This is a genomic window from Metasolibacillus meyeri, from assembly GCF_003049505.1.
Classification (GTDB): Bacteria; Bacillota; Bacilli; order Bacillales_A; family Planococcaceae; genus Metasolibacillus; species Metasolibacillus meyeri.
In genome coordinates, this window is the sequence record NZ_PYWN01000088.1 from 1 (window position 1) to 22443 (window position 22443).

The 22443-nt window shown below is 40.4% G+C and carries 24 protein-coding genes and 1 other annotated feature; of the genes, 18 read left to right on the plus strand and 6 right to left on the minus strand.

The genetic code is table 11. The features are described 5' to 3' along the window. Window positions 1-204: 204 nt before the first annotated feature. From phnG to C9J34_RS13350, 12 genes are all read left to right on the plus strand, one after another. Window positions 205-627 (plus strand): phosphonate C-P lyase system protein PhnG, encoded by a 423-nt coding sequence (phnG, locus tag C9J34_RS13295; RefSeq protein ID WP_107840559.1) that lies wholly within the window; start codon window positions 205-207, stop codon window positions 625-627. An 11-nt stretch (window positions 628-638) separates the two neighbouring features. Then, window positions 639-1211, plus strand: a complete 573-nt coding sequence (phnH, locus tag C9J34_RS13300; RefSeq protein WP_107840561.1) for a phosphonate C-P lyase system protein PhnH — start codon at window positions 639-641, stop codon at window positions 1209-1211. Continuing rightward, window positions 1211-2299, plus strand: coding sequence for a carbon-phosphorus lyase complex subunit PhnI (locus tag C9J34_RS13305; RefSeq protein WP_107840563.1), 1089 nt, complete (start codon window positions 1211-1213; stop codon window positions 2297-2299). The genes phnH and C9J34_RS13305 overlap by 1 nt, the downstream gene beginning before the upstream one ends. Further along, window positions 2296-3144, plus strand: a complete 849-nt coding sequence (locus C9J34_RS13310; protein WP_107840565.1) for an alpha-D-ribose 1-methylphosphonate 5-phosphate C-P-lyase PhnJ — start codon at window positions 2296-2298, stop codon at window positions 3142-3144. Before C9J34_RS13305 ends, C9J34_RS13310 begins: the two co-directional genes overlap by 4 nt. After that, window positions 3141-3977: an ATP-binding cassette domain-containing protein gene (locus tag C9J34_RS13315; RefSeq protein ID WP_107840567.1), complete on the plus strand. Its 837-nt coding sequence runs from the start codon at window positions 3141-3143 to the stop codon at window positions 3975-3977. Before C9J34_RS13310 ends, C9J34_RS13315 begins: the two co-directional genes overlap by 4 nt. An 11-nt stretch (window positions 3978-3988) precedes the next feature. Beyond that, window positions 3989-5161 carry a phosphonate metabolism protein PhnM gene (gene phnM, locus C9J34_RS13320; protein WP_107840569.1) on the plus strand — a complete coding sequence of 391 codons (1173 nt, stop codon included), beginning with the start codon at window positions 3989-3991 and terminating at the stop codon, window positions 5159-5161. A gap of 12 nt (window positions 5162-5173) precedes the next feature. After that, window positions 5174-5869, plus strand: a complete 696-nt coding sequence (gene phnL, locus C9J34_RS13325) for a phosphonate C-P lyase system protein PhnL (RefSeq protein WP_107840570.1) — start codon at window positions 5174-5176, stop codon at window positions 5867-5869. Continuing rightward, window positions 5869-6687 (plus strand): PHP domain-containing protein, encoded by an 819-nt coding sequence (locus C9J34_RS13330; RefSeq protein ID WP_107840572.1) that lies wholly within the window; start codon window positions 5869-5871, stop codon window positions 6685-6687. Before phnL ends, C9J34_RS13330 begins: the two co-directional genes overlap by 1 nt. 110 nt (window positions 6688-6797) lie before the next feature. Continuing rightward, a complete protein-coding gene (locus C9J34_RS13335) occupies window positions 6798-7838 on the plus strand; it encodes a PhnD/SsuA/transferrin family substrate-binding protein (RefSeq protein ID WP_107840574.1) in 1041 nt (346 codons plus the stop codon). A gap of 101 nt (window positions 7839-7939) precedes the next feature. Beyond that, window positions 7940-8770, plus strand: coding sequence for a phosphonate ABC transporter ATP-binding protein (phnC, locus tag C9J34_RS13340; RefSeq protein ID WP_107840576.1), 831 nt, complete (start codon window positions 7940-7942; stop codon window positions 8768-8770). 18 nt (window positions 8771-8788) lie between these two features. After that, window positions 8789-9577 (plus strand): PhnE/PtxC family ABC transporter permease, encoded by a 789-nt coding sequence (locus tag C9J34_RS13345; RefSeq protein ID WP_107840578.1) that lies wholly within the window; start codon window positions 8789-8791, stop codon window positions 9575-9577. After that, the gene (locus C9J34_RS13350) at window positions 9577-10419 is read left to right on the plus strand and encodes a PhnE/PtxC family ABC transporter permease (RefSeq protein WP_238600656.1); all 843 of its coding nucleotides are present in this window, start codon (window positions 9577-9579) and stop codon (window positions 10417-10419) included. The genes C9J34_RS13345 and C9J34_RS13350 overlap by 1 nt, the downstream gene beginning before the upstream one ends. 162 nt (window positions 10420-10581) lie before the next feature. Here C9J34_RS13350 and C9J34_RS13355 read toward each other — a convergent pair whose 3' ends face one another. From C9J34_RS13355 to C9J34_RS13375, 6 genes are all read right to left on the minus strand, one after another. Continuing rightward, on the minus strand, window positions 10582-10836 hold the full coding sequence (locus C9J34_RS13355; protein WP_107840580.1) for a hypothetical protein: 255 nt from the start codon (window positions 10834-10836) through the stop codon (window positions 10582-10584). Between the two features lie 132 nt (window positions 10837-10968). Next, entirely contained in the window at window positions 10969-11136 is a 168-nt protein-coding gene (locus C9J34_RS22005) for a hypothetical protein (protein WP_193769006.1), read from the minus strand. 33 nt (window positions 11137-11169) lie between these two features. Beyond that, the gene (locus C9J34_RS13360; protein ID WP_107840581.1) at window positions 11170-11979 is read right to left on the minus strand and encodes an ABC transporter ATP-binding protein; all 810 of its coding nucleotides are present in this window, start codon (window positions 11977-11979) and stop codon (window positions 11170-11172) included. Then, the gene (locus C9J34_RS13365; protein WP_107840583.1) at window positions 11980-13011 is read right to left on the minus strand and encodes a FecCD family ABC transporter permease; all 1032 of its coding nucleotides are present in this window, start codon (window positions 13009-13011) and stop codon (window positions 11980-11982) included. Beyond that, entirely contained in the window at window positions 13008-14042 is a 1035-nt protein-coding gene (locus C9J34_RS13370; RefSeq protein ID WP_193769007.1) for a FecCD family ABC transporter permease, read from the minus strand. The genes C9J34_RS13365 and C9J34_RS13370 overlap by 4 nt, the downstream gene beginning before the upstream one ends. A 1-nt stretch (window position 14043) precedes the next feature. Continuing rightward, a complete protein-coding gene (locus tag C9J34_RS13375) occupies window positions 14044-15114 on the minus strand; it encodes an iron-siderophore ABC transporter substrate-binding protein (RefSeq protein ID WP_107840584.1) in 1071 nt (356 codons plus the stop codon). Between the two features lie 174 nt (window positions 15115-15288). Between C9J34_RS13375 and C9J34_RS13380 the strand changes: the two genes are divergently transcribed. The 6 genes from C9J34_RS13380 (at window position 15289) to C9J34_RS13405 (ending at window position 22420) form a co-directional block, all read left to right on the plus strand. Continuing rightward, window positions 15289-16101 (plus strand): DUF2268 domain-containing putative Zn-dependent protease, encoded by an 813-nt coding sequence (locus C9J34_RS13380; RefSeq protein WP_193769008.1) that lies wholly within the window; start codon window positions 15289-15291, stop codon window positions 16099-16101. Continuing rightward, window positions 16101-16568, plus strand: a complete 468-nt coding sequence (locus tag C9J34_RS13385) for a hypothetical protein (RefSeq protein ID WP_107840588.1) — start codon at window positions 16101-16103, stop codon at window positions 16566-16568. Before C9J34_RS13380 ends, C9J34_RS13385 begins: the two co-directional genes overlap by 1 nt. 46 nt (window positions 16569-16614) lie before the next feature. Then, window positions 16615-16861 (plus strand) — a binding site (T-box leader). A gap of 43 nt (window positions 16862-16904) precedes the next feature. Then, window positions 16905-18545 (plus strand): methionine--tRNA ligase, encoded by a 1641-nt coding sequence (gene metG / locus C9J34_RS13390; protein WP_107840590.1) that lies wholly within the window; start codon window positions 16905-16907, stop codon window positions 18543-18545. Between the two features lie 412 nt (window positions 18546-18957). Further along, window positions 18958-20016 (plus strand): ribosome small subunit-dependent GTPase A, encoded by a 1059-nt coding sequence (gene rsgA / locus C9J34_RS13395; protein ID WP_107840592.1) that lies wholly within the window; start codon window positions 18958-18960, stop codon window positions 20014-20016. Between the two features lie 202 nt (window positions 20017-20218). Further along, window positions 20219-21835: a glutathione ABC transporter substrate-binding protein gene (locus C9J34_RS13400; RefSeq protein WP_107840594.1), complete on the plus strand. Its 1617-nt coding sequence runs from the start codon at window positions 20219-20221 to the stop codon at window positions 21833-21835. A gap of 84 nt (window positions 21836-21919) precedes the next feature. Then, window positions 21920-22420 (plus strand): DNA-deoxyinosine glycosylase, encoded by a 501-nt coding sequence (locus C9J34_RS13405; protein WP_107840637.1) that lies wholly within the window; start codon window positions 21920-21922, stop codon window positions 22418-22420. The last annotated feature ends 23 nt before the right edge of the window (window positions 22421-22443 follow it).

A 22443-nucleotide genomic window follows, 5' to 3' on the forward strand; every position in this document is an offset into this window, starting at 1 on the left:
CTTTAGTTTAAAGTGAGCGGTTTTGACTTGTCTACTTTAATGGGAGTATATCATATCTTACGGGCGAATTGTTACTTTTGAACTGGTAGGTTCAACTGCATTCTTGGCGCCCCTTCTGTAAAGAGCCTTTACATATTCTTCACGAAACCTTTTCACTATGTCACTTGGCAACAAGTTAGGATGATGTTGAAAGGAGCTGGCATGATGAAAAGAGCTGAGCGAACAAAGTTGTTAATTGAAGTAGGGAGAGAGCTTGCGTTACAACTAGCAGCTACTATTTGCGAGCAATATGATGTGGAGGAAATTAGCCCACCAACAGAAGGGCTTGTCATGATTAAAATGCGTGAAACAGCGCAGCAGTCACTGTTTTATATAGGAGAAGTGTTGGTAACCGAAACGAAAGTAAAAATAGGTAGTCACTATGGCGTCGGTTTAGTGAAGGAATCTGAGCCTGAATTATCAAAGGCGTTAGCAATTATTGATGCGGCTTATGCGGCAAAACTACCAGAAACATCTACATGGGCAGCACATTTTGAGCTGTTAGCGCAGCAGCTTCATATAAATGAACAGCAAATTAAACGTTCCATCGAGCGTACAAAGGTAAGCTTCGATACGATGGCGACTTAAGGAGGAGCGGCATGGAAACCGTACATTTTACACAGCGTGCATTTCGTACACTATTGGATTGTTTTGCAAGGCCTGGAACAGTTGGTGAATTGGAAAGAGAGTATGTAGTAAATGGCTTGTATGCTGAAACAGTCACTGTTTGCATGTCCTTGTTCGACGGTGAAGTAAGCTTCCAAACAGCAACTGAATGTCAGGATATTAATCAATCGATACGTGCATTGACAGGTGGGCAAATCAAGCCGTTGGAGCAAGCTGATTTTATTATTATTCCGCATGGAACAGAAAAAGAGCAGCTACTGAAGGCGGTTGAAGCTGCGAAAGTTGGCGATCTTATTGACCCACAAAAATCAGCGACGATCATGATTGAACTGGACGGGATAACGCCAGCTATCATGGCACAGCTCAGCGGACCAGGGATTAAAAAGCTTGAAATGGTGGAGTTGGCCGTCTACAAGGAATTTATCGAGTTACGCACAAATAAAAATAAGGAATTTCCACTTGGAATCGATTGTATTTTGATTGAGCGCAGTGGGCGGGTAATTGCCCTTCCTCGTACAACAAGCATGAATGAGGTGACGAATTAATGGCGTATGTAGCAGTTCGCGGTGGTGCAGAGGCGATTGAGGCATCGTTAGAGCATTTACAATATGAGCGCATCAAGCACGGAGCGCATGTAGCAGTTGAAACATTACAGGCGACGATGCGGGGTTTTTTAGACCAAGTGATGTCGGAAAGCAGTTTATATAGTGAACAGCTAGCCGCACTTGCGATGAAGCAAAGTGAAGGCAATGTGGAGGAAGCCATTTTCTTGCTGCGCGCACATCGTTCAACGTTGCCAAGATTATATTATTCAACGGTGACAGATGCGCGCGACATGTTTGTATTACGTCGTATTTCAGCAAGTTTTAAAGATATTCCAGGAGGGCAAATTTTAGGGGCATCGCATGATTATTTACATCGTTTGCTTGATTTCGATTTATTGCAGGAAACAGCAGAGGATGTAGTGGCTCAAAAAGCTGAGTTTGAAGCGATTGAAGTGCCAGAGGAAAGCACATTACGCTTAGAAAATTTGCCAAAAGTAATGGATTATTTGCGTGCGGAAGGCTTAATTCGAGCGTTTCCAGAAAACGATGTGGAGCCGAGTGATATTACGAAGGAAAGTATGGCATTTCCAACGAATCGCTCCCAACGTTTGCAGACATTGACACGTGGTCAAACGGGGACTGTTACATCGCTTGGTTATGCCGGTTTACGTGGTTACGGTGCATCGCATCCAACAGTTGGGGAAGTGCGAGTAGGCTGGCAGTCAATTCATGTTGCGTTAGATGATGAGGACGACCCGTATTATATCGGTGTAATTAAGCTGACAGAGGTAGAGTCATTTATTCCTGTCAATATTGATCGCGAAGATAAACAAGTGTTGGAGTTTGATCTTGGCTATGGTGCTTGCTTTGGTCAAAATGAAACGAAGGCAATCGCTATGTCAATCGTTGATCACGCACTCGAAGTAGGCGGAGATACGCCGATTCATGATGAGGAATTTGTGCTACTTCACGTAGATACGATTGAATCGACAGGCTTTATTTCACATTTGAAAATGCCACATTATGTGACGTTCCAATCGAAGCTTGAGCAAATGAGGGAGATTAAAAAGGAGGGCAAATCGCTATGAGAGAAGTACCATTCGCATTGTTAGACGAGCAATCGAAAAAGGAAATACGCCGTGCGATGTTAAAAGGTGTCGCCATTCCCGGTTATCAAGTGCCCTTTGCTTCGCGTGAAATGCCGATTGGACGTGGATGGGGGACAGGCGGCTTGCAGTTAACATTGGCGCTTGTTGGGAAGGAAGATACGCTAAAAGTGATTGACCAAGGTGCAGATGATTCGGTCAATGCTGTAAATATTAAAAAGCTTGTACAAAAAACGACAGGTATTGAAACGACTACGCGCACGCAGGATGCATCAATTGTACAGTCACGCCATCGCATTCCAGAAGTCCGGCTGACGCAGGAGCAAATTCTTGTGTTGCAAGTGCCAGAGCCAGAGCCGCTGCGTGCGATTGAGCGCAGTGAATATAAAACGAAGCGTTACCACGCGGAAAAGGAATATAGCGGTGCATATTTAATGCTTTTTGAGCAAATTATGCGCTATAACCAAACATCGCAAGGGGCGGATTACCCAGTCTTGGTCAATGGTCGTTATGTCATGAACCCAAGTCCGATTCCACGCTTCGATAATCCGAAAATTCATCAAAGCGAGGCGCTCATATTATTTGGAGCAGGGCGTGAGAAGAAAATTTATGCGATCCCCCCATATACAAATGTACAATCGTTAGCCTTTGAGGACTATCCATTCGTTGTAGAGCAATTCGAAGGCAAGGCTTGTCGTGAAACGGGTTTATCCAATGTCTTTCTTGATGAACTGACAGATGAGCAAACAGGTGAAACATACTATTTATGTAATGATACGAGCTATATGGAAGAGGTATTGGCGCGAAAGGTGGCGATTAAGCAATGAAGGAACAACCGATTTTACAAATTCAGAAGCTATCAAAGCAATACGGAAAAGGCTGTAGTCATTGTCAAGGTGAGGCGGTACAGCTTGAAAAAAACTTCTGTCCTGTTTGTAAAACTGTTTACGCTTGTCGTGATATTTCTTTTGAGCTGTATCGTGGTGAAATATTAGGCATCGTTGGCGAAAGTGGTAGCGGTAAATCGACCTTAATGAAAAGCTTATATTTTGATGAGCCGATTACGAGCGGTATTGGTTTACTGACAGATTTCGAGAATGGCACGGCGAATATTTTTGAGCAATCACGCCAACAGCAACGCTTTATTCGCAACACGATTCTTGGCATGGTATACCAAAACCCAATGCTCGGCTTAAATATGGAGTTTTCTTCAATGAGCAATATTGCTGAAAAGCAAATCGCGGCTGGCAATCGTCATGTGCGCAATATGGAACAGCGTAGCTTAGAGCTGTTAGAGCATGTCAATATTCCACTTTTCCGCAGTAAAGAAGCACCGAAAAACTTTTCTGGTGGTATGCAGCAGCGTGTGCAAATTGCGAAAGCATTGTCGAATAACCCGCCTGTATTATTGCTAGATGAGGTGACGACAGGGCTGGATTTATCGGTACAGGCGGATGTCCTAGATTTAATTAAATCGATTCAACGTGAATTAAATATTTCAATGATTGTTGTGTCGCATGATTTAGCGGTTATTCGTATGTTAGCAGACCGTACAATTGTTATGCTAAATGGTCAAATTATTGAGCATGGCTTAACAGATCAAGTGCTAGAAGACCCGCAGCATGCTTATACGCAGCAATTAGTGTACTCATTATTATAAGGGGGCTTTCCATGTTTGCCATTGTGAACGGAGTAATTGTAACAGAGCAGCAATTTTTATATGACCATGTTGTATTGATTGAGGGGACAACGATTCAGCAAATTGTCCATCAATCGGAGGCACAGCTAGACGGGCTTGAGGTGATTGACGCCAATGGGGGCTATGTGTCACCAGGCTTTGTCGACATTCATTCAGACTATATTGAAACGATTGTGAGCCCGCGACCAAATTCGTTGATGAATATGACTATCGGCTTGCGTGAGAGTGAGCGTATTTTAATGACACATGGTATTACGACGATTTTCCATTCATTGTCGTACTATGGTGATGATAAATATTCACATAAGGCGATTCGCAATCCAGAAAATGTGCAAAAATGCATTGATGCAATTAGTGCGTCACACGATGAGCCGCATTTAATTCGCCATCGCTTACATGCGCGCTTTGAAATTGATTCAATCGATCAATTACACCAGTTAGAGAAAAATATTACAGATGGTAAAGTGCATTTACTATCATTTATGGATCATACGCCGGGACAAGGGCAATACCGTAATTTAGAAATTTACAAAGATATTATGCGCGGTTATCGCAAAATGACAGATTACGAGGCGGATACGTTAATTAAAGAGCAGATTGATAAGGAAAAAATTACGTTGGAGGATATTGAGCGCTTAAGTCGCTTAGCTATTTCACGCAATATTGCAGTCGCTTCCCACGATGATGATGATGTGCAAAAGCTAGGCCTTGTACAGTCATACGGCACGACGATTAGCGAGTTTCCGATTACGTTAGATGTGGCAAAGGAAGCGAAACAATTAGGGTTGCAAACGATTGCGGGTGCACCAAATATTTTATTAGGCGGCTCCCATTCAGGCAATTTAAGTGCGGCAGAGGCGATTCAAGCGCGTGTCATCGATGTTATTTGTAGTGATTATTATCCGCCTGCCATGCTACACGGCATTTTTGAGCTTGCGAACAAGTATGAAGAGGATTTGCATGCGTTGTTCCAGCTTGTTACGTTGAATCCAGCGAAGGCAGTGAATATGGCACATGAAATTGGCTCAATCGCAGCAGGAAAAAAGGCCGATATTATTATCATTGAACAAATGGCAGATGGATATCCCGTTGTAACATCAACGATTGTTGACGGTAAAGTCATTTTACAAACAAATTATCGATAAGGATGTGCGCAGATGATTAGCGTAGAAAATTTGCAAAAAAGCTTCACCATTCATCATTTAAATAAAATATTACCTGCATTGCAAGGCATTTCATTAGATGTACCTGAAGGTAGCTTTTTAGGGATTGTTGGTAAGAGTGGCAGCGGGAAGTCGACGATTTTAAAAAGCATTTATCGCACATATGAGCCACAGGCAGGAAAGATTTTATTCCAATCGGAGGCATTTGGCACAATTGACTTAGTGCAGGCAACACCGCGTGAAGTCGTTTATTTACGCAAGCATGAAATTGGCTATGTGTCGCAATTTTTAAATGTCATGCCACGCACAACAGCATTAGAGCTAGTAGAGCAATCATTGCTTGATTTAGGTGTGTCAAAGCAAGAGGCAACACTAAGGGCGCAAGAAGCCTTGAAGCATTTTGACATCGATGAGGCATTGTGGAATAGCTATCCAAATATGTTTTCAGGCGGTGAAAAGCTGCGTTTAAATATCGCTTGCGCCGTTGTGAAGGAGCCGCGTTTATTGCTGTTGGATGAGCCAACAGCAAGCCTTGATCAATCATCTAAATTAAAGGTGCGTGAGGCCATTGAAAAGTTGAAAGTGAACGGCACAACATTAATTGGTATTTTTCATGATTTAGAGTTTATGGAAGGCTTATGCGATAGCGTCTTTCACATGTCAAAAATGCAGGAAAAGGAGCTCGTATGATGAAGGTTGATTTGCATATGCATAGCACGTATTCAGATGGCTCTGCGACGCTAGAAGAGCTATTTCAGCAAGCGCAGGCAGCTAATTTAACGCATATTAGTGTCGTCGATCATGATACGGTTGCTCATCTTGAAGAAGGTCAACAACTTGCGCAGAAATATGATATTCATTTTATTCCTGGCATTGAAATTTCAGCATATGACTTTGAGCGTGGGCGCAAGGTGCATATGCTAGGCTATCAATTGCAAGGAGCATGTACAAATATTCGCCAGCTATGTCAGCCATTGTTGACACGTCGCCATGAACATACGCTTTGGCAGCTACGCCAAATTCAAGCGGCAGGCTTTGTGATTACAGAAGAGCAAGCATGTGAGCGCATTTCAAAGGCTAAAGTGCTATACAAGCAGCATATTATGGACGCGTTAACGACAGCAGCTTTTGATTCAAAGGATTATCAAACATTGTATAAGTCATTGTTTAAAAATAATGGTGTGGCGGCTAGTGATATTCGCTATGTTGATGTCTTTGATGCCTTGCGAGCGATTAAGGCCGATGGTGGTATTGCGGTTTTAGCACATCCAGGGCAACTCGATTCCTATGAGGTTGCTGAGCAATTAATTAGGGAGGGGCTAGACGGAATTGAGCTAGTGCATCCAGACCATAATGAAGACGATTATGAACGCATTGTAACGATGGCTAACAAGTATGGATTGTTGATGACAGGTGGCTCGGATTTCCATGGGCGATATGGAACGGAAGTGGCACTTGGCAAGTATGTGATGCAGCATTTACATATGCCGAACTTTGTAAATGCTTAGTTAATGATTATTAAGAAATTACCAAACTACTTTTATTATTGGAAAATTATGATTAAATGTTGAATGTAGAGCACGTCTACTAAATTTTGAGCAGAAAAAAGGAGCGTAACATGAGCAAAAAGTTGGTTTTACTAATGACAATGATTTTATGTGCAATTTTTCTAGTTGCTTGTAATTCAGAGGAAGGCAATGCAGCGAAGGCTAAATCGAACGAGCCATTAGTTATGGTTTGGTATCCAAATGAATCTGGCTCTGAAATGGCGGGAGCGCGCGATGCGTTTGGCAGAATCTTTGAAGAGGTAACAGGTCGTAAAGTAGAACAAAAGTTAACGACAGATTATGCGATTGCGATTGAATCAATTGCAAGTGGCAATGCACAAGTCGCTTTCATGGGGCCACAAGGCTATATTGAGGCGAACAATAAAAGTGCAGAGGTACAACCAATTGTTGTACCTTCTGGTAGTTCAGGAACTTTAGAGGACGCAGTTTATTATAGCTGGCTAGCAGTACCAAAAGAGAAAGCAGATGGATATAAAGTAAATGGCGAATTTGCGCTTGATACAATTGCTGGGAAAAAATTCTCGTTCGTATCTGCATCGTCAACATCAGGCTTTAAAGTACCATCTAGTTCAATTATTGCTCATTTTACAAAACAAGATGCTTATAAAGCATTAAAACAGGATGACTTAATCGAGGCGAATGCGCTATTCCCAGAAGTATTGTTCGGTGATTCTCATCAAGGCTCAGCAGTTAATATGATGATGGGACGTGCAGATGTTGCAGCTTTCTGTGACACATGTGTATCTGCATATGTCGAGCTAGTAGAAGGTAAGGAGAACACAGCGGGAGCTATTTATCGTGTCAAGGATGATGCGGCAGCGCCATTCAATAACTTAACAGGTGAAGAATTTGTATTAATTTCTTCTACGCCAGTGTTGAACTCACCATTCGTAGTGAATACATCTGCACTGACAGAAGAAGAAATTACAAAATTAACAGAGCTATTAATTTCTGATGAAACAACAAATGATCAAACAATTTTCGTACCAAAAGATTCAGGAGAAATCGGGCTATTTTATAAATCAGGAGACGAACGTTTTGTCAAAGTAGAAGACACTTGGTTTGATCCAATTCGAAAATTATCTGAATAAATTGAACTTGATGCGCATTTACTGCGTGAAAGTAAAGCCACAGATAGTGGGTGTCTGAAAAGCCTTTTAGACACCCTTTTACTAAAGAAAGGAAGAAAATGATGTCAACAATTACGTTAGAGCGTCCAACAGAGCAAGCGGTGACAAAGGAAACATCAGTTGTTACCGAGACAGTATTGGAATTACGCAATATAGCAAAAAGCTATGATATGAAAACGCTGATTATCCAAGATATTGATTTGCAGCTAAAGCAAGGTGAATTTGTCTCGATTATAGGCCCATCAGGTGCTGGGAAATCAACATTGCTACGTTGCATTAATCGCATGATTGAACCGACGAGTGGCGACATCATTTTTGACGGAACGAATATTACGCAATTAAATAAAGCGTCATTGCGTAAGCAGCGTACAAAAATTGGGATGGTGTTTCAACACTATAATTTAGTTTCACGCCTAACTGTATTTGAAAATGTATTGCATGGTCGCTTTGGCTATAAATCGACACTGCAAGGTATTTTAGGGTTGTATACTGAGGAAGAAAAAATGCTTGCATTATCCATTTTAGAAAAGCTCGGTATGAAGGAGCATGTTTATAAACGCTGTGACCAGCTAAGTGGCGGACAAAAACAACGTGTTGGTATTGCTCGAGCACTTGTGCAGCAACCGAAATTGCTATTATGTGATGAGCCGATTGCTTCACTTGATCCGAATTCCTCAAAGGTGATTATGGATCATTTAAAGGAAATTTCTCAGTCGATGGGCATTACCGTGCTTGTGAATTTGCACCAAGTGGATGTAGCGCTGAAATATTCTGATCGTATTATTGGTTTAAATCGCGGCTCTAAGCTATTTGATGATTTACCAAAGCGCTTAAGTCAGATGGATATTCACAATATTTATGGTGCAGAAGTCGATGAACTTATTTTTGAATAGCGTTAGACGGAGGAAACAATGACAACGACCAATTTTTTAAGAATGAAAAAATGGAAGATGACAGGCATTATCGTACTGTTATTAGTAATTACGTATGGCTCTTCAATGATAACGGATTTTGATATGTTAAAAGGTTTAAAATCCATTCCAGGTACGATTGCTTGGATGGCGACTAATTTAATACCAGATGCAGCAGCGATGGAAAATTTGCCGAAAGTGTTATCTCGCTTATGGGAAACGATTGTATTATCTGTTATCGCATCAACAACTGCGGCCATTTTCGCTTTCTTTTTTGCCATCTTTGGCTCTAAAACGACACAATTAAATCGCCCACTTGCATTTTGCACACGCTTAATCGCTTCTATTTTCCGTAATATTCCAGTTGTGGCATGGGCGTTAGTGCTAGTCATTTCGTTCGGACATAATGTCGTAACAGGCTATTTCGCTCTTTTCATTTCGACATTCGGTACGTTAGTGCGGATGTTTGTGGAAACGATTGATGAGGCGAGCGCAGATGGGGTGGAGGCATTGAATGCGACAGGTGCTACTTATTTTCAAATGGTCTTTAAAGGCGTCCTACCAGATACGATGCCACAAATGCTAAGTTGGCTGTTTTATATGATTGAAACTAATATCCGAAGTGCAACATTAATCGGTTTATTAACAGGGACTGGCATCGGCTATTTATTCGACTTGCATTATAAGCGCCTAGATTACGGAACGCTTGGCTTAATTACATTATCCATTATTGTCATTGTCATCGCGATTGAGTTTACATCGAATAAAGTAAGGAGGATGATTTTATAATGGCACAAACAGCTTTGTTGCAAGGTATTCATATGAAAAATGGCAAAATTAAAACACGCACATTAACAAAGGCAACGATTACTGTACGTGCGGTTATCATTTTTTTATCCGTCTTTACGTTAGTAGGTCCCTTTTTATTAAAGTATTCTGCTATCGATTGGCCAACAGCGATTATGTATACGTTAGATAATTTAAAGATGATGTTTTTACAGCCTGCCTTCAATCAAATCACGTTTAGTACAGCGATGACGCAAATTTTGATTACGCTGTCTTTAGCTTTTTTGGCAACGATATTAGGTGCAGTTCTTTCTTTTTTCCTAGCGATTAGTACGGCGAAAAATTTAGCACCAGCAGGTCTTTCAAATGGGATCATTGCATTTAATTCTATTATTCGTGCAGTACCGACCGTGCTCTGGGTATTAATTTTCGCGATTGTTGCAGGACTTGGTGCTGTAGCGGCAGTGCTTGGGATGATGTTGCATACAATTGCTTATTTAACGAAAGCTTATGCGGAGTCCTTTGAAGAAATTGAAGAGGGTACTATTGAGGCATTGCGTGCATCTGGTGCCAATTGGTGGCATATTATTTTCCATTGTGTATTGCCGCAATCAGCTTCTTATCTCGTATCATGGACGTTTTTACGCTTTGAAACGAATTACGGTGTTGCAATCGCAATGGGTGCAGCGGCGGCGGCGGGAGGAATCGGTTTTGAACTCTTTATGTCCTCAAGCTTCTATTATGATTTACATGAAGTTGGTATGATTACGTACTGCGCATTGGTGGTAGCAATTGTGCTAGAGGTGATTGCGCTACAAATTAAAAAGCGTCTAATGACACAATAATATGAAAAAAAGTGAAATCATATAGACATGGTTTCACTTTTTTAGGTCCAAAGTAATGATTCGCACATAAACAGAGGAGTTTCGCACGTAAGGAATCAAAACACGCACATTAAACGATACTTTTCGCACGTAAGTAGCTAAAATTCGCACACAAGGTGTGTTTTACCAGAAGAACAACGATGCTAACGCAATACCTGCAATGGCACCGATTGCGATACCGTAGCCAAAGCCTGGACGAGGGCCCCAACCCCAAAAACCTAAGCGATAACCACCGAATCCTCGATCCGGCTCAAGCCAAACCGTTTTGCGATCGACACGTGTAATGCGTCCTACGTGGACACGTCCATCTGTATCTGTAATGCGAACTCTTTTCCCCTGATATTGACAGCATAAATCATACATTTCTGCTCTACCCATATTTGTCCCTCCTTTTCCCTGTCATACACCTTAATATATGTGGAAAAAGTCGCTAGACATAAGCTAGTTGACTAGGTAGGGAGAAGCTAATATAAAAGCTTGAGCTATCCGAATTTTAGATAGCTCAAGCTTTTAGTTCCCATTTGTATACTTATTGTCACCGACTAAATAATTCGAATCCTCTCCAGGTTTATGATGAGAAGGCAGTGGATGATTTCTTAGCTTTTTATTACGTTTCTCAACATAAAAACCTAGTGCTACAACTAAAAATAGTAAAGCGAAGACAAATGTATAAAACATAGTAGCCCTCCTTTAACTTTCTATTTTCATCTATTATATGGCATTGTCAGAATGATAGCGACCAATAGGAACAATCAATGGAGTTTTTGAAACAGGGTCTTCAATAATCATGCTCTCTAAATCAAATGTTTCTTTAATGAGTTTGCTTGTCACGATTTCCTTTGGTGCGCCCTCTGCAAGCAAACGTCCATTTTTTAATGCAAATAAGTAGTTTGCATAACGAGCTGATAAGTTAATGTCGTGCAGCACCATGACAATTGTCGTTCCGTATTTTGCATTTAACTCCGTTAGTAGATCCAAAATTTCAACTTGGTACGTAATATCTAAAAAGGTTGTCGGCTCATCTAAAAATAAAATATCGGTTTGCTGGGCTAAAGCCATGGCAATCCACACGCGTTGACGTTGTCCACCTGACAGCTCATCGATACTGCGATCAGCAAACTCTGTAATTTTCATCATTTCTAGCGCCTCTGCGACTGCCTCATAGTCTTGTTTTGACCAACCTTTAAACATTGTTTGGTGAGGGAAACGTCCACGTCCAACTAAATCGGCAACCGTAATTCCTTCGGGTACAACAGGAGATTGTGGTAAGAGCCCAAGTATGCGCGCTAATTGTTTTGGTGGCATTTGATGAATTGATTTGCCGTCGAGTACAGCTTGACCACCCGTTGGTTTAATTAGGCGTGCCATCGTTTTTAACAAAGTTGATTTGCCACAACCATTCGCCCCAATAATAATGCTTATTTGATTGCTTGGAATCGTAATGTTAATATCCTCTAAAATTGTTTTATGCTCGTAACCCGCTGTGATATGTTCAGCTAGAAATGTATGTGTTGCTTTCATCTATATATCTCCCTTTCGATTGATTCGAATTAACAAGTAAATCAAGTAAGGTGCACCAATAATACCAGTAATAACACCTACAGGATATCTAGCTGTAAATGCGAATTGACCAATTAAGTCTGCCGCTAGTACTAAAATAACACCAATGAGACCGGCTGGCAGTATATTTGAAAACCCAACACCCACGATTCTTTTCGCAATTGGTCCAGCGAGGAATGAAACAAAAGCAATTGGCCCTGTTGTCGCTGTAGCAAGTGCAATCACTAATACGGAGCAAACAATTAAAATGATTCGTGTTTTATTCGTGTCAACACCTAGTGAAGTAGCTGCTTGCTCCCCAAGCTCTAGCATTTCTAAGCGTTTACCGTAAACGAAAATAATGGGTATAAACACCATCATACTAAAAATTAATGGATACAATGTTTCCATTTTCGCGCCGTTTAAACTCCCACTTAACCATCGCATTGCAGAGGGAATATCATGTGTATTCCCAATAATCATTAAATAGGAGATAAAGGCATTAAGCATTGCCTGAATCCCAATCCCAATTAAAATTAATCGACCAATAGCAAAAGAAGAACCCTTTGCTAAAGCATAAATAACAAGTACCGTAGCTAGTCCACCGACAATGGAAGCAACAGATACAACGGTATTACTTGCTTGTAGCACAATGATACAAAATACTGCAGCAGCACTAGAGCCTGCTGTAATACCAATGACATTTGGGTTAGCTAAAGGGTTACGTAGCATCGTTTGGAAAATATAACCGCCGACACCAAATGCAAAGCCTGTAAATACAGCTGCTAACATTCGTGGTAATCGAATTGTGCCAACAGCAAAGGAAGCCCCTTGTACATCTTGACCTAAAAGAACTCGCATCACATCACGCACAGGATAAATTGTATTGCCGAGCATCAGCATTGTGCCACAAAGCAGCAGTGAAATAACAATAAGCACAGAAGTGGTGATAACAAAGCGTCTTTTTCTTTGCTGTCGACCTTTCATTATGGATTTCAATGTTTCATTTATCATAACGCACGCATTTTCGCTTTCATCGTAATTAAAATTAAGATCGGAGCCCCAATAAAGGCTGTTAAAATGCCTACTTCTAGCTCGCTAGGACTACCAAGAAGTCGACCACAAACATCTGAAAATGTTAAAATAATAGCCCCTGTCAAGGCGGAGAGTGGAATAATAAAACGGACATCAGGTCCAATTACAAGGCGTACAACATGGGTAGCTAGTAAACCAATAAAGCCGATAGGGCCAGCTAAAGCCGTAGCTGCACCACATAAAAGAACGCCACCTAGTGCAGCAAACATCCGCAATGTACCAGTACGAACGCCTAAACCTGTTGCCACTTCATCTCCAAGCGCCAAAGCATTTAATGCAGGTGCAGTGAACAGAGCAATCAAAATACCGACGACGATAAAAGGAATAAATAACTGAATCGCATCCCAGTTACCCGCACCGACACTTCCAACTTGCCAAAAACGGAATTGGTCCATAACATTTGTACGAGGAATCATCACCGCCACAACTAAGGAAGATAAAATCGCACTTGTAGCTGCGCCTGCGAGTACAAGCTTCAGTGGCGTCGCACCGCTTGCCCCCATAGAACCTATCCCAAAAACAAAAATAGCAGTAATCATTGCACCTGCTATTGCTAACCATATATATTGGTTTGCTGAACTAATATTTAAAAACGCAATACCACAAACAACAAAAAGTGATGCCCCCATATTTACACCCAGAATACTCGGATCTGCAATAGGATTGCGGGTTACGGATTGCATTAATGCCCCAGAAACACCTAGAGCAGCACCGCACATTAAACTGAAAATTGTTCGGACAATTCGTTGTCGCACAACGTTGGCTTCATGGGACTCGACATCAGGATGGAATAATCCATCCATCAGTCCAGTCAAGCCAATAGTACGAGAACCGAATACAAGTGAAGCGACGATACATAATGCCAGTAAAATAATAAGTAGAATTATAGTTTTACCTAAATACTTTGGCATAAATGATTGCTTATTTTCGGTAACTTGTAACTTGTTCATATTATTTTACATTTTTTGCTGCATCTGAGATTAATGATACATACTCATCAATTGTATAGGCAATTGATAGTGCGCTAGGTGTACCTGCGGCAGCAAGTGGTGTGTTGTCACCAATAATAACAACATTACCTTGTTGAATCGCTGGTACTTTTCCTAAAATTGGGTCAGCTTGTAATGTTGCTACCGTCGCATCATCACCGTAAGCGATGAAGATTTCTGTATCAGCTAAAGCATCTGCATTTTCAGCGCTTAATTCGATATAGAAGCTGTTCTCATCTACAACTAAACTTTGAAGGCCTGCTGGGAATTCCATGCCTAATTCTCCTAAAAATTCACCGCGTGGGTCCCCTGGTGTGTAAATATAGAATTTTGATAAATCGTTCACCATAAACATTGCAAATGCCGCTTTTTTCCCTTTAAGTTCAGGGTGTGCGCTTACTTTATCTTGAATTAATTTTTCAGTATCTGTAAGTAATTGTTTTCCTTCTGCTTCCATACCCATACCTTGAGAGTTTAATAGGATTTGATCACGCCAAGAAGTTACCCAAGGAGTTTCTTTATATGCAACAACAGGTGCAATTTGGCTTAATGTGTCATAATCTTCTTGTGTAATACCAGAGTATGCAGCAAGAATAACGTCTGGATTAGAGTCAGCGATTGCTTCGAAATCTAAACCGTCTGTATCTTGATAAATATTTGGATTTTCTTCACCAAGCTCTTTTAATTTTTCAGCAGTCCAAGGAAGCATTCCGCTACCGTCTTGCACGCCATAGTTTGCTGCTGAGAAGCCTACAGGTACAACGCCAAGTGCTAATGCTACGTCATGGTTAGACCATGCAATTGTTGCAACACGTTCAGGTTTTTTGTCAATAACTGTTTCACCGAAAGCATGTTTAATTGTAATCGGGTATTGCTGTTCATCAGTAGCTTCTGATGTATTAGATGTGTTATCTGTTGCTTGTTCTTCTTTTTTCGGCTCTTCCTCTTTCGATGAATCGGAGCACGCTGCTAAAGCAAATACTGCTAATGCCATCAGCATTAGGAAAAACAAAGAATTTTTTATTTTTTTCATTTTATTAACCTCACTTAAGTTTAAATAGATGATAATGAGAATCTTTATCACTCGGTAAAATAATACTATTTTTTCGGCAAAAGTCAATCTTTTTCGACAAGAAAAGTATTATGAATTATATGGAAGAACGCTGTTGGACTAAGAAGCATAGGTTAATGAAAAAGGATGAATGTAATGGGGATTATCGAAACTGCACCAACACTTGCAAAGGTAGTTGCATTATGCAGCAATCAAAGTGTGGAAAAAATAACAGAGGTTCACTGCGATGTACTGTGCACACCGTTACAAAAACTATTTCCTTGGGCATCTAAAGAAGCGATTCAATATGAATTATTAAGTAATGGCTTGTTTCAGCCGTTTGAATGGCAGCAGGCGGAGCAACTGTTACAAAACATAGAAATATGGTCGATTCTTGAGCAAGAGTATGAGCGATTGCGTACTTTATGGCATGGACCTGATGTTGAAATCTATATTTTGCCGATTACTATGGGTGCATCGAAGAAAAATGGTATAGCTTACCGAAATGGACTTTTTTTATTCGTATCTGGAGGGCTTCATGTAGAGGAACTTAGAGCATTGTTGGCACATGAGTATAACCATATTTGCCGTCTACATTATTTAAATCGAGAGCCTAATCAATTGACATTGCAAGATTCGTTAGTAATTGAAGGGTTAGCAGAATGTGCTGTGGAGGAATTATATGGAGAACAGTGGCTATTGCCTTGGACAAAGCGTTATACAGTAGGGCAAGTGCTTCCAATTTGGGAAAAGTATTTTACCCCTGCATTACAGCTAGTTGATTTGGAAAAGCATCAACCCTTCTTATTTGGAAATTATGAGAATTTACCTAGTTGGATTGGCTACTGCATCGGGTATAGGATAGTAAAGTCCTTTCAAGAAACAAATGACTTAACAGCAGTGCAGCTATTGCATATGCCAACAGAGATAATAGTGGATGGGGCAATATTAGAAAAGGAGGGTTTATAATGAAAAGGTGTCTATTTATATTCGCTGTCATTTTATTAACCGCTTGCTCGCAGGAAGAGAATGAGCAGAACAATGGAGTAACAGAGGAGCGTACGCTTGTTGTATATGAATCAGACGCTAATGCAGAGTACGTTATTCCTCGTGAGGTAGGTTATCCAAAAGAGATGGAACAGTCTGCTATCCGTTTTATTTTTGATGAAGTTGTTATTGAACCAGTGAAGTTACTAGATTATAAATTGGCAAATGGTGATACCACGCTTATTTTAAATTTAGATGACGGGGTGCTTCTTGTGCAAGGCTCAGCGGGTGGACAAATGTTTATGGGAGCGCTCGCAGAAACCTATTTTGAAAACTTGCCTTATGTTCAGGAAATTGTACTATTGCATAATGGTTCATCTGAGGAGCTGTTAGACCATGTTTTTATTGGGCAACCAATAACACGAGCGCAGTCATTTAAAAAACAATGACTTGCTTTTTCATTTATTTGTATGTATGATAAATGACAACTTGAAATGAAAAGCGTTGAAGAGGAAAGTACAGTAGGCACGTTTGATAGAGAGCTTCTGATGGTGGAAATGAAGCAAATAAACCTAGTGGAAAATGGCCTCGGAGCTGCGTACCGAACGATGAAGTAGGCTACGACGAGAAAGGCACTCGTTACAACAGCAGCAGTATCTCACATATGACGTACTGATGGAGGCAAATAGTGTGAGCTATTTGTAAATATAGGTGGTAACACGTTAATTTAGGCGTCCTAATCTTTTTAGATTAGGGCGCTTTTCTATTTTAAAGGAGGATTTATCATGACAATTGTTATTGGGGGAGCTTGGCCTTATGCGAATGGTTCTTTGCATTTAGGGCATATTGCGGCATTATTACCAGGAGATATTTTAGCACGCTATTACCGACAAAAGGGTGAGCGTGTGTTGTATGTATCTGGTAGTGATTGTAACGGTACGCCGATTTCCATTCGTGCAAGTCAAGAAAATACAACTGTCGCAGCAATTGCAGACCAGTATCATCGAGAATTTGAAGAAAGCTTTACAAAGCTAGGTTTTACGTATGATCTTTACACAAGAACAGATGCGCCACACCATCATCAAGCTGTGCAGCAATTATTTTTACAATTATTCGAGAAGGGGCATTTATATAGTCAAAAGGTAGAGCAGGCTTATTGTGAAACCGACAAGCAGTTTTTGCCAGATCGCTTTGTAGAAGGTATTTGCCCAAATTGTGGTACGAAGGCGAGAGGCGATCAATGTGACAATTGTTCAGCAATTTTAGACCCGCTCGACTTAGTGGAAAAGCGATGTAAAATTTGTGGGAATGAACCTGTGATTAAAGAAACTGAGCATCTATATTTCGCCTTTAGCAAATTCCAAAGAGAGTTGGAGCAGTTTGTAGCGAAAGCAAAGGAAGAGAATCGTTGGCGTGACAATGCGATAGCATTAACGAAACGCTATTTAGCAGAAGGTGTGCCAGACCGCGCTGTAACCCGCGATTTACCAAATGGTATTGAAGCACCTATTGATGGCTTTCGTGATAAAAAGATTTATGTTTGGATTGAGGCGGTAGCTGGTTATTTAACAGCAAGCATGGAATGGGCGCGTCAACATGGCGAGAAGTTAGAAGATTGGTGGAATAAGGAGACGATTGCCTACTATATTCACGGCAAAGATAATATCCCGTTTCATAGTGTTATTTGGCCAGCTATTTTAATGGGGCTAAATAATCCATCCTTGCCAACGTATATGATTTCGAATGAATATTTAACATTGGAAAAAAGGAAGCTATCAACGAGTCAAAATTGGGCGGTATGGATTCCATATATGATAGAAAGGTACGATGTGGATTCGATTCGCTATTTTTTAACAGTCAATGCACCTGAAAATCGCGATGCTGATTTTTCATGGCGAGAATTTATTTACAGTCATAATGGTGAACTACTTGGGGCATATGGCAATTTTGTTAATCGTACATTGAAGTTTATTGAAAAGTCATTTGAGAGCATTGTACCAGATTGTGAAATTGATGAGGTGATTCGTCAGCAAACTATTGCGCTGTATGAAAGCGTAGGTGTGCTTATTGAAGAAGGGCATTTCAAAGAGGGGTTAGAGCAAATTTTCCATTATATACGTGGAGCAAATCGTTATTTTGACGAGCAACAGCCATGGCTACAGGTGAAAGATAATATGGAAAAGGCGTTGCGAACATTGGCAACATGCACTTATATTTGTGCAAATTTAGCCCAATTATTACAGCCGTTTTTACCATTTTCTACGGAGAAATTGCGTGGAATGCTGCAAATTGAAGCAATTGAATGGCAGGAGCAAATTATCCAACCAACGTATTTACCAACGATTACACCTTTATTAGAGCGCATTGATGTAGCGCGGATTGAAGAGGAATATAATGCGTTAATTGCAAATAAAATTGACTTGTAGGAAATATTTCGTTATAGTGGAATTACTAATTATCGGAAGTAGGTGATGTGACATGATGAATAAGATTGCGATTGACAAACTGCCATTCAGCTTGTTCACTTTCACACGCCTACAGTGTACGTTTTGACGTATGCTTATTTAACTTCGCATAGAAGTTCCTAAGTGTGTAAAAGTCTTGAACTGCTGAAATGGCGGCTCAGGACTTTTTTTGTTTTGATTTAGTTTGTTGAATTAAAACAAAGTCTCTGGCGGATGTCATAGATTTTGAAGAGGAAGAGGTCTGCGCAATGCAGGTCAGTTAATCATTAGCGATTAGCGGGATGATTTTAGGTTAACCTTCTAAAGAGCTTGCTCGAAAAAATCTGGACTAAAGTGGAGGCATCATTGATATACAACTTAGGAGGAATACACATTGGATTTAGGATTAACGGCATTTTTTAGTGAGCAAATTGAACAGTTAGAAGATAAATATAAAAAATATGTGGCAGCACGCGTTGTATTGGAGCATAAACATTCATATCGGGTTGTAGGTGAGCATGGTGAATGGCTAGCGACGATAGCAGGTAATTTTGCTTACAATGCATTTGCACGAGAGGATTACCCTGCAGTCGGGGATTGGGTGTTAGTTGAGCAAATGCCAGGAGAAGAAAAGGCGATTATTCATAAGTTATTAAAACGTAAGTCAGTATTTTCACGCAAAGTAGCTGGTTCGGAAATTGAGGAGCAAATTGTTGCAGCCAACGTGGATATTGTATTGTTGGTGATGAGCTTAAATGAGGATTTTAACATTCGCAGATTAGAACGTTATTTAGTTGCGGCATGGGATTCGGGTGCAGTACCTGTTATTGTTTTAACGAAGGCAGATTTATGTGATGATGTAGGGCAGCTTGTTTCAGATGTGGAGCGTGTTGCATATGGCGTGGAAGTAATTGTGACGAGTGTGGTGTCAGGCATTGGCTTTGAACGTTTACGAACATTGTTTCCAGCAGGTGTAACAGGTGCATTGCTAGGCTCCTCTGGGGCAGGGAAATCTACATTAACAAACGCACTTTTAGGAACGGAACATATGAAGGTTTCCGGTATCCGAGAAGATGATGCGAAAGGGCGACATACAACAACACACCGTGAGCTTGTCGTATTAGAATCAGGTGGTTGTTTAATTGATACACCAGGGATGCGCGAGCTGCAGCTTTGGAATCAGTCAGATAGTCTTGCTTCAAGCTTCCAAGATATCGAGCAATTAGCTGAGCAATGCCGCTTTAGAGATTGTACGCATCAAGGAGAGCCACATTGCGCCGTACAACATGCAATTGATGAAGGACTGTTGGAAGCAGCACGTTTGCAAAGCTACTTCAAGCTACAACGTGAACTAGCTTATATTGAGCGCAAAACAGATGCTCAAGCCAAGCAAGCTGAACAGCGAAAATGGAAGCAAATTGCGAAAGGCATGAAATCTAATAGGAAAAAATAATAAAATGTGACGCATTGTTAGTAAATATGTATATGACAGAATTTTTATCATAATTAAAGGCTGTGAAGGATTTAAGCTGGACGCTACTATCCTCACAGCTTTTTAGATGAAAATAATTTGTAAAGAAGAGTTGCTTTTTATAGAACATTCAGATAATATTTAAAAAACATAATTTTCTGTTATTAATGAAGGGGGTTTTTGGATGAAGAAAAATAAGTTATGGTTACTGCTATTATTATCGGCTCTTCTTGTTGTACTTGCAGCATGTGGTGGTAGCGATGATAAAGGTAAAGAAACAGGTGGGGATACAACAAACAATGACAATAATAATGACAAGCAAGAGACAGTAACAGGTGGTCATCTTATTTTAGAAGTATTATCAGAAGCGGTGGAGCTTGATCCGCATGGTTCAAATGATGTGCCATCTTCTAACGTACAAAATAATATTTATGAAACTTTAGTAGTTCGTAATTTTGACACAGGCGATATTGAGCCACAATTAGCAGAGTCATGGGAGCAAGTAGATGATGTAACAGTGCAATTAAAATTACGTCAAGATGTGAAATTCCATGATGGAACACCTTTTAATGCAGAAGCGGTAAAAATCAACCTAGATCGTTTATTAGATCCAGCTGTAGCATCACCACGTGCGACAAACTTTGAGCCGATTGAATCGGTTACAGTGGTAGATGAATATACAGTAGAAATTAAAACAAAAACGCCTTATGGACCGATTATGGCAGTATTAACACATTCGGGTGGATATATGATTAGTCCAACTGTTATTGCGAAAGATTATGAAGAAGCAGGCGATGATACATCAAAGCTTCGTGCATATGTAAATGCAAACCCAGTTGGTACAGGTTTCTTAAAGTTTGATGCATGGACGCCAGGACAAGAAATTCGTTTAGTGAAAAATACAGAGTATTGGGGCGAGCAAGTAGCTTACGATTCAGCTGTATTTAAAACAGTACCGGAAAGTGCAACGCGTGCTGCGGACTTAGAAGTAGGAAATGCGCATATTATTGATCCAGTACAGCCAACAGAAGTATCGATGGTAGAAGGTTTTGCAACAGTAAATGAGCAACCATCTATGTCTATTGCATATATTGGTTTTAATGCAGAAAAAGCGCCATTTGATAATCCGAAAGTGCGTCAAGCCATCTCAAAAGCAATCGATCGTGAAGAAATTTTACAAGGTGTTTATGATGGCTTTGGGGTAGCGGCTAAAGGGCCATTATCACCGATGATTTGGGGACAAAGTGACGATATTGTGCCGCAAGATTACAATATTGAAGAAGCAAAAGCATTACTTGCAGAAGCTGGATATCCAGATGGCTTCAAAACAGAAATTTGGACAAATGACAATCCACAACGTCAACAAATTGCGATTGTTTTACAAGAAAAATTAAAGCAATTAAATATTGAGGTAAAGATTGAAGTAATGGAGTGGGGCGCGTATTTAGAGAAAACGGGTGCTGGTGACCATCAAATGTTCATTTTAGGTTGGTCTGCATCAACAGGTGACGCAGATGGTGCACTATATCCGCTGTTCCATTCATCTGATATTGGCAACAATAACCGTACTCGCTTCTCAAACCCTGAAGTAGATAAGCTATTGGCTGCGGCTCGTATTGAAACAGATAGCGATACACGTTTAGGCTATTATAAAGAAGCTCAAACGCTTCTTAACACAGAGGCACCAGCAGCATTCATTCACCACCAAGCTTATTTAACAGGTGTGAGCAAAAAGGTTACAGGCTTCACAATTGATCCAACTGGAATTTATAAAATTCAACACGTTAAGTTTGTAGAATAATTTTTTTGTAGACAAAGTCAATTTAGACTTTGTCTACAAATGTTTTCAATAGTATATAATGGATGGTAGAAGTAGGTGAAAGTAGTGCGACAAAATAGTTTGCCACCAATTATTGACGAAAATACACAAGTGCTTATCCTTGGATCAATGCCGAGTGTACAGTCATTAGAGAAACAACAATATTACGGCAATACACGCAATCATTTTTGGCCAATCATTGCAGCGATTACAGAGGAAAGCATACAAGAGGATTATCGGCAGCGTATAGAAGTATTGAAAAAGAAGGGCATCGGTTTATGGGATTCTATTCAATCATGTGAGCGACAAGGGAGCTTAGATGCGAATATTCGAAACGAGGTAGCTAATGACTTTTCATGGTTGTTTCAGCAATATCCTCAAGTGAAAGCTGTGCTATTTAATGGTGCGAAATCGTTTGAGGTATTTAAAAAACATGTAGGGCTAGATATATTAGATGGACGCTATTACGAAAAAATGCCATCTACAAGCCCGATACCAGGGAAGAATATTAAAACTTTCGAGCAAAAAATAGAAGCTTGGAGCACTTTAAAGCAATATATTGTTTAAGCTAGCAAACTGATTGAAATTTG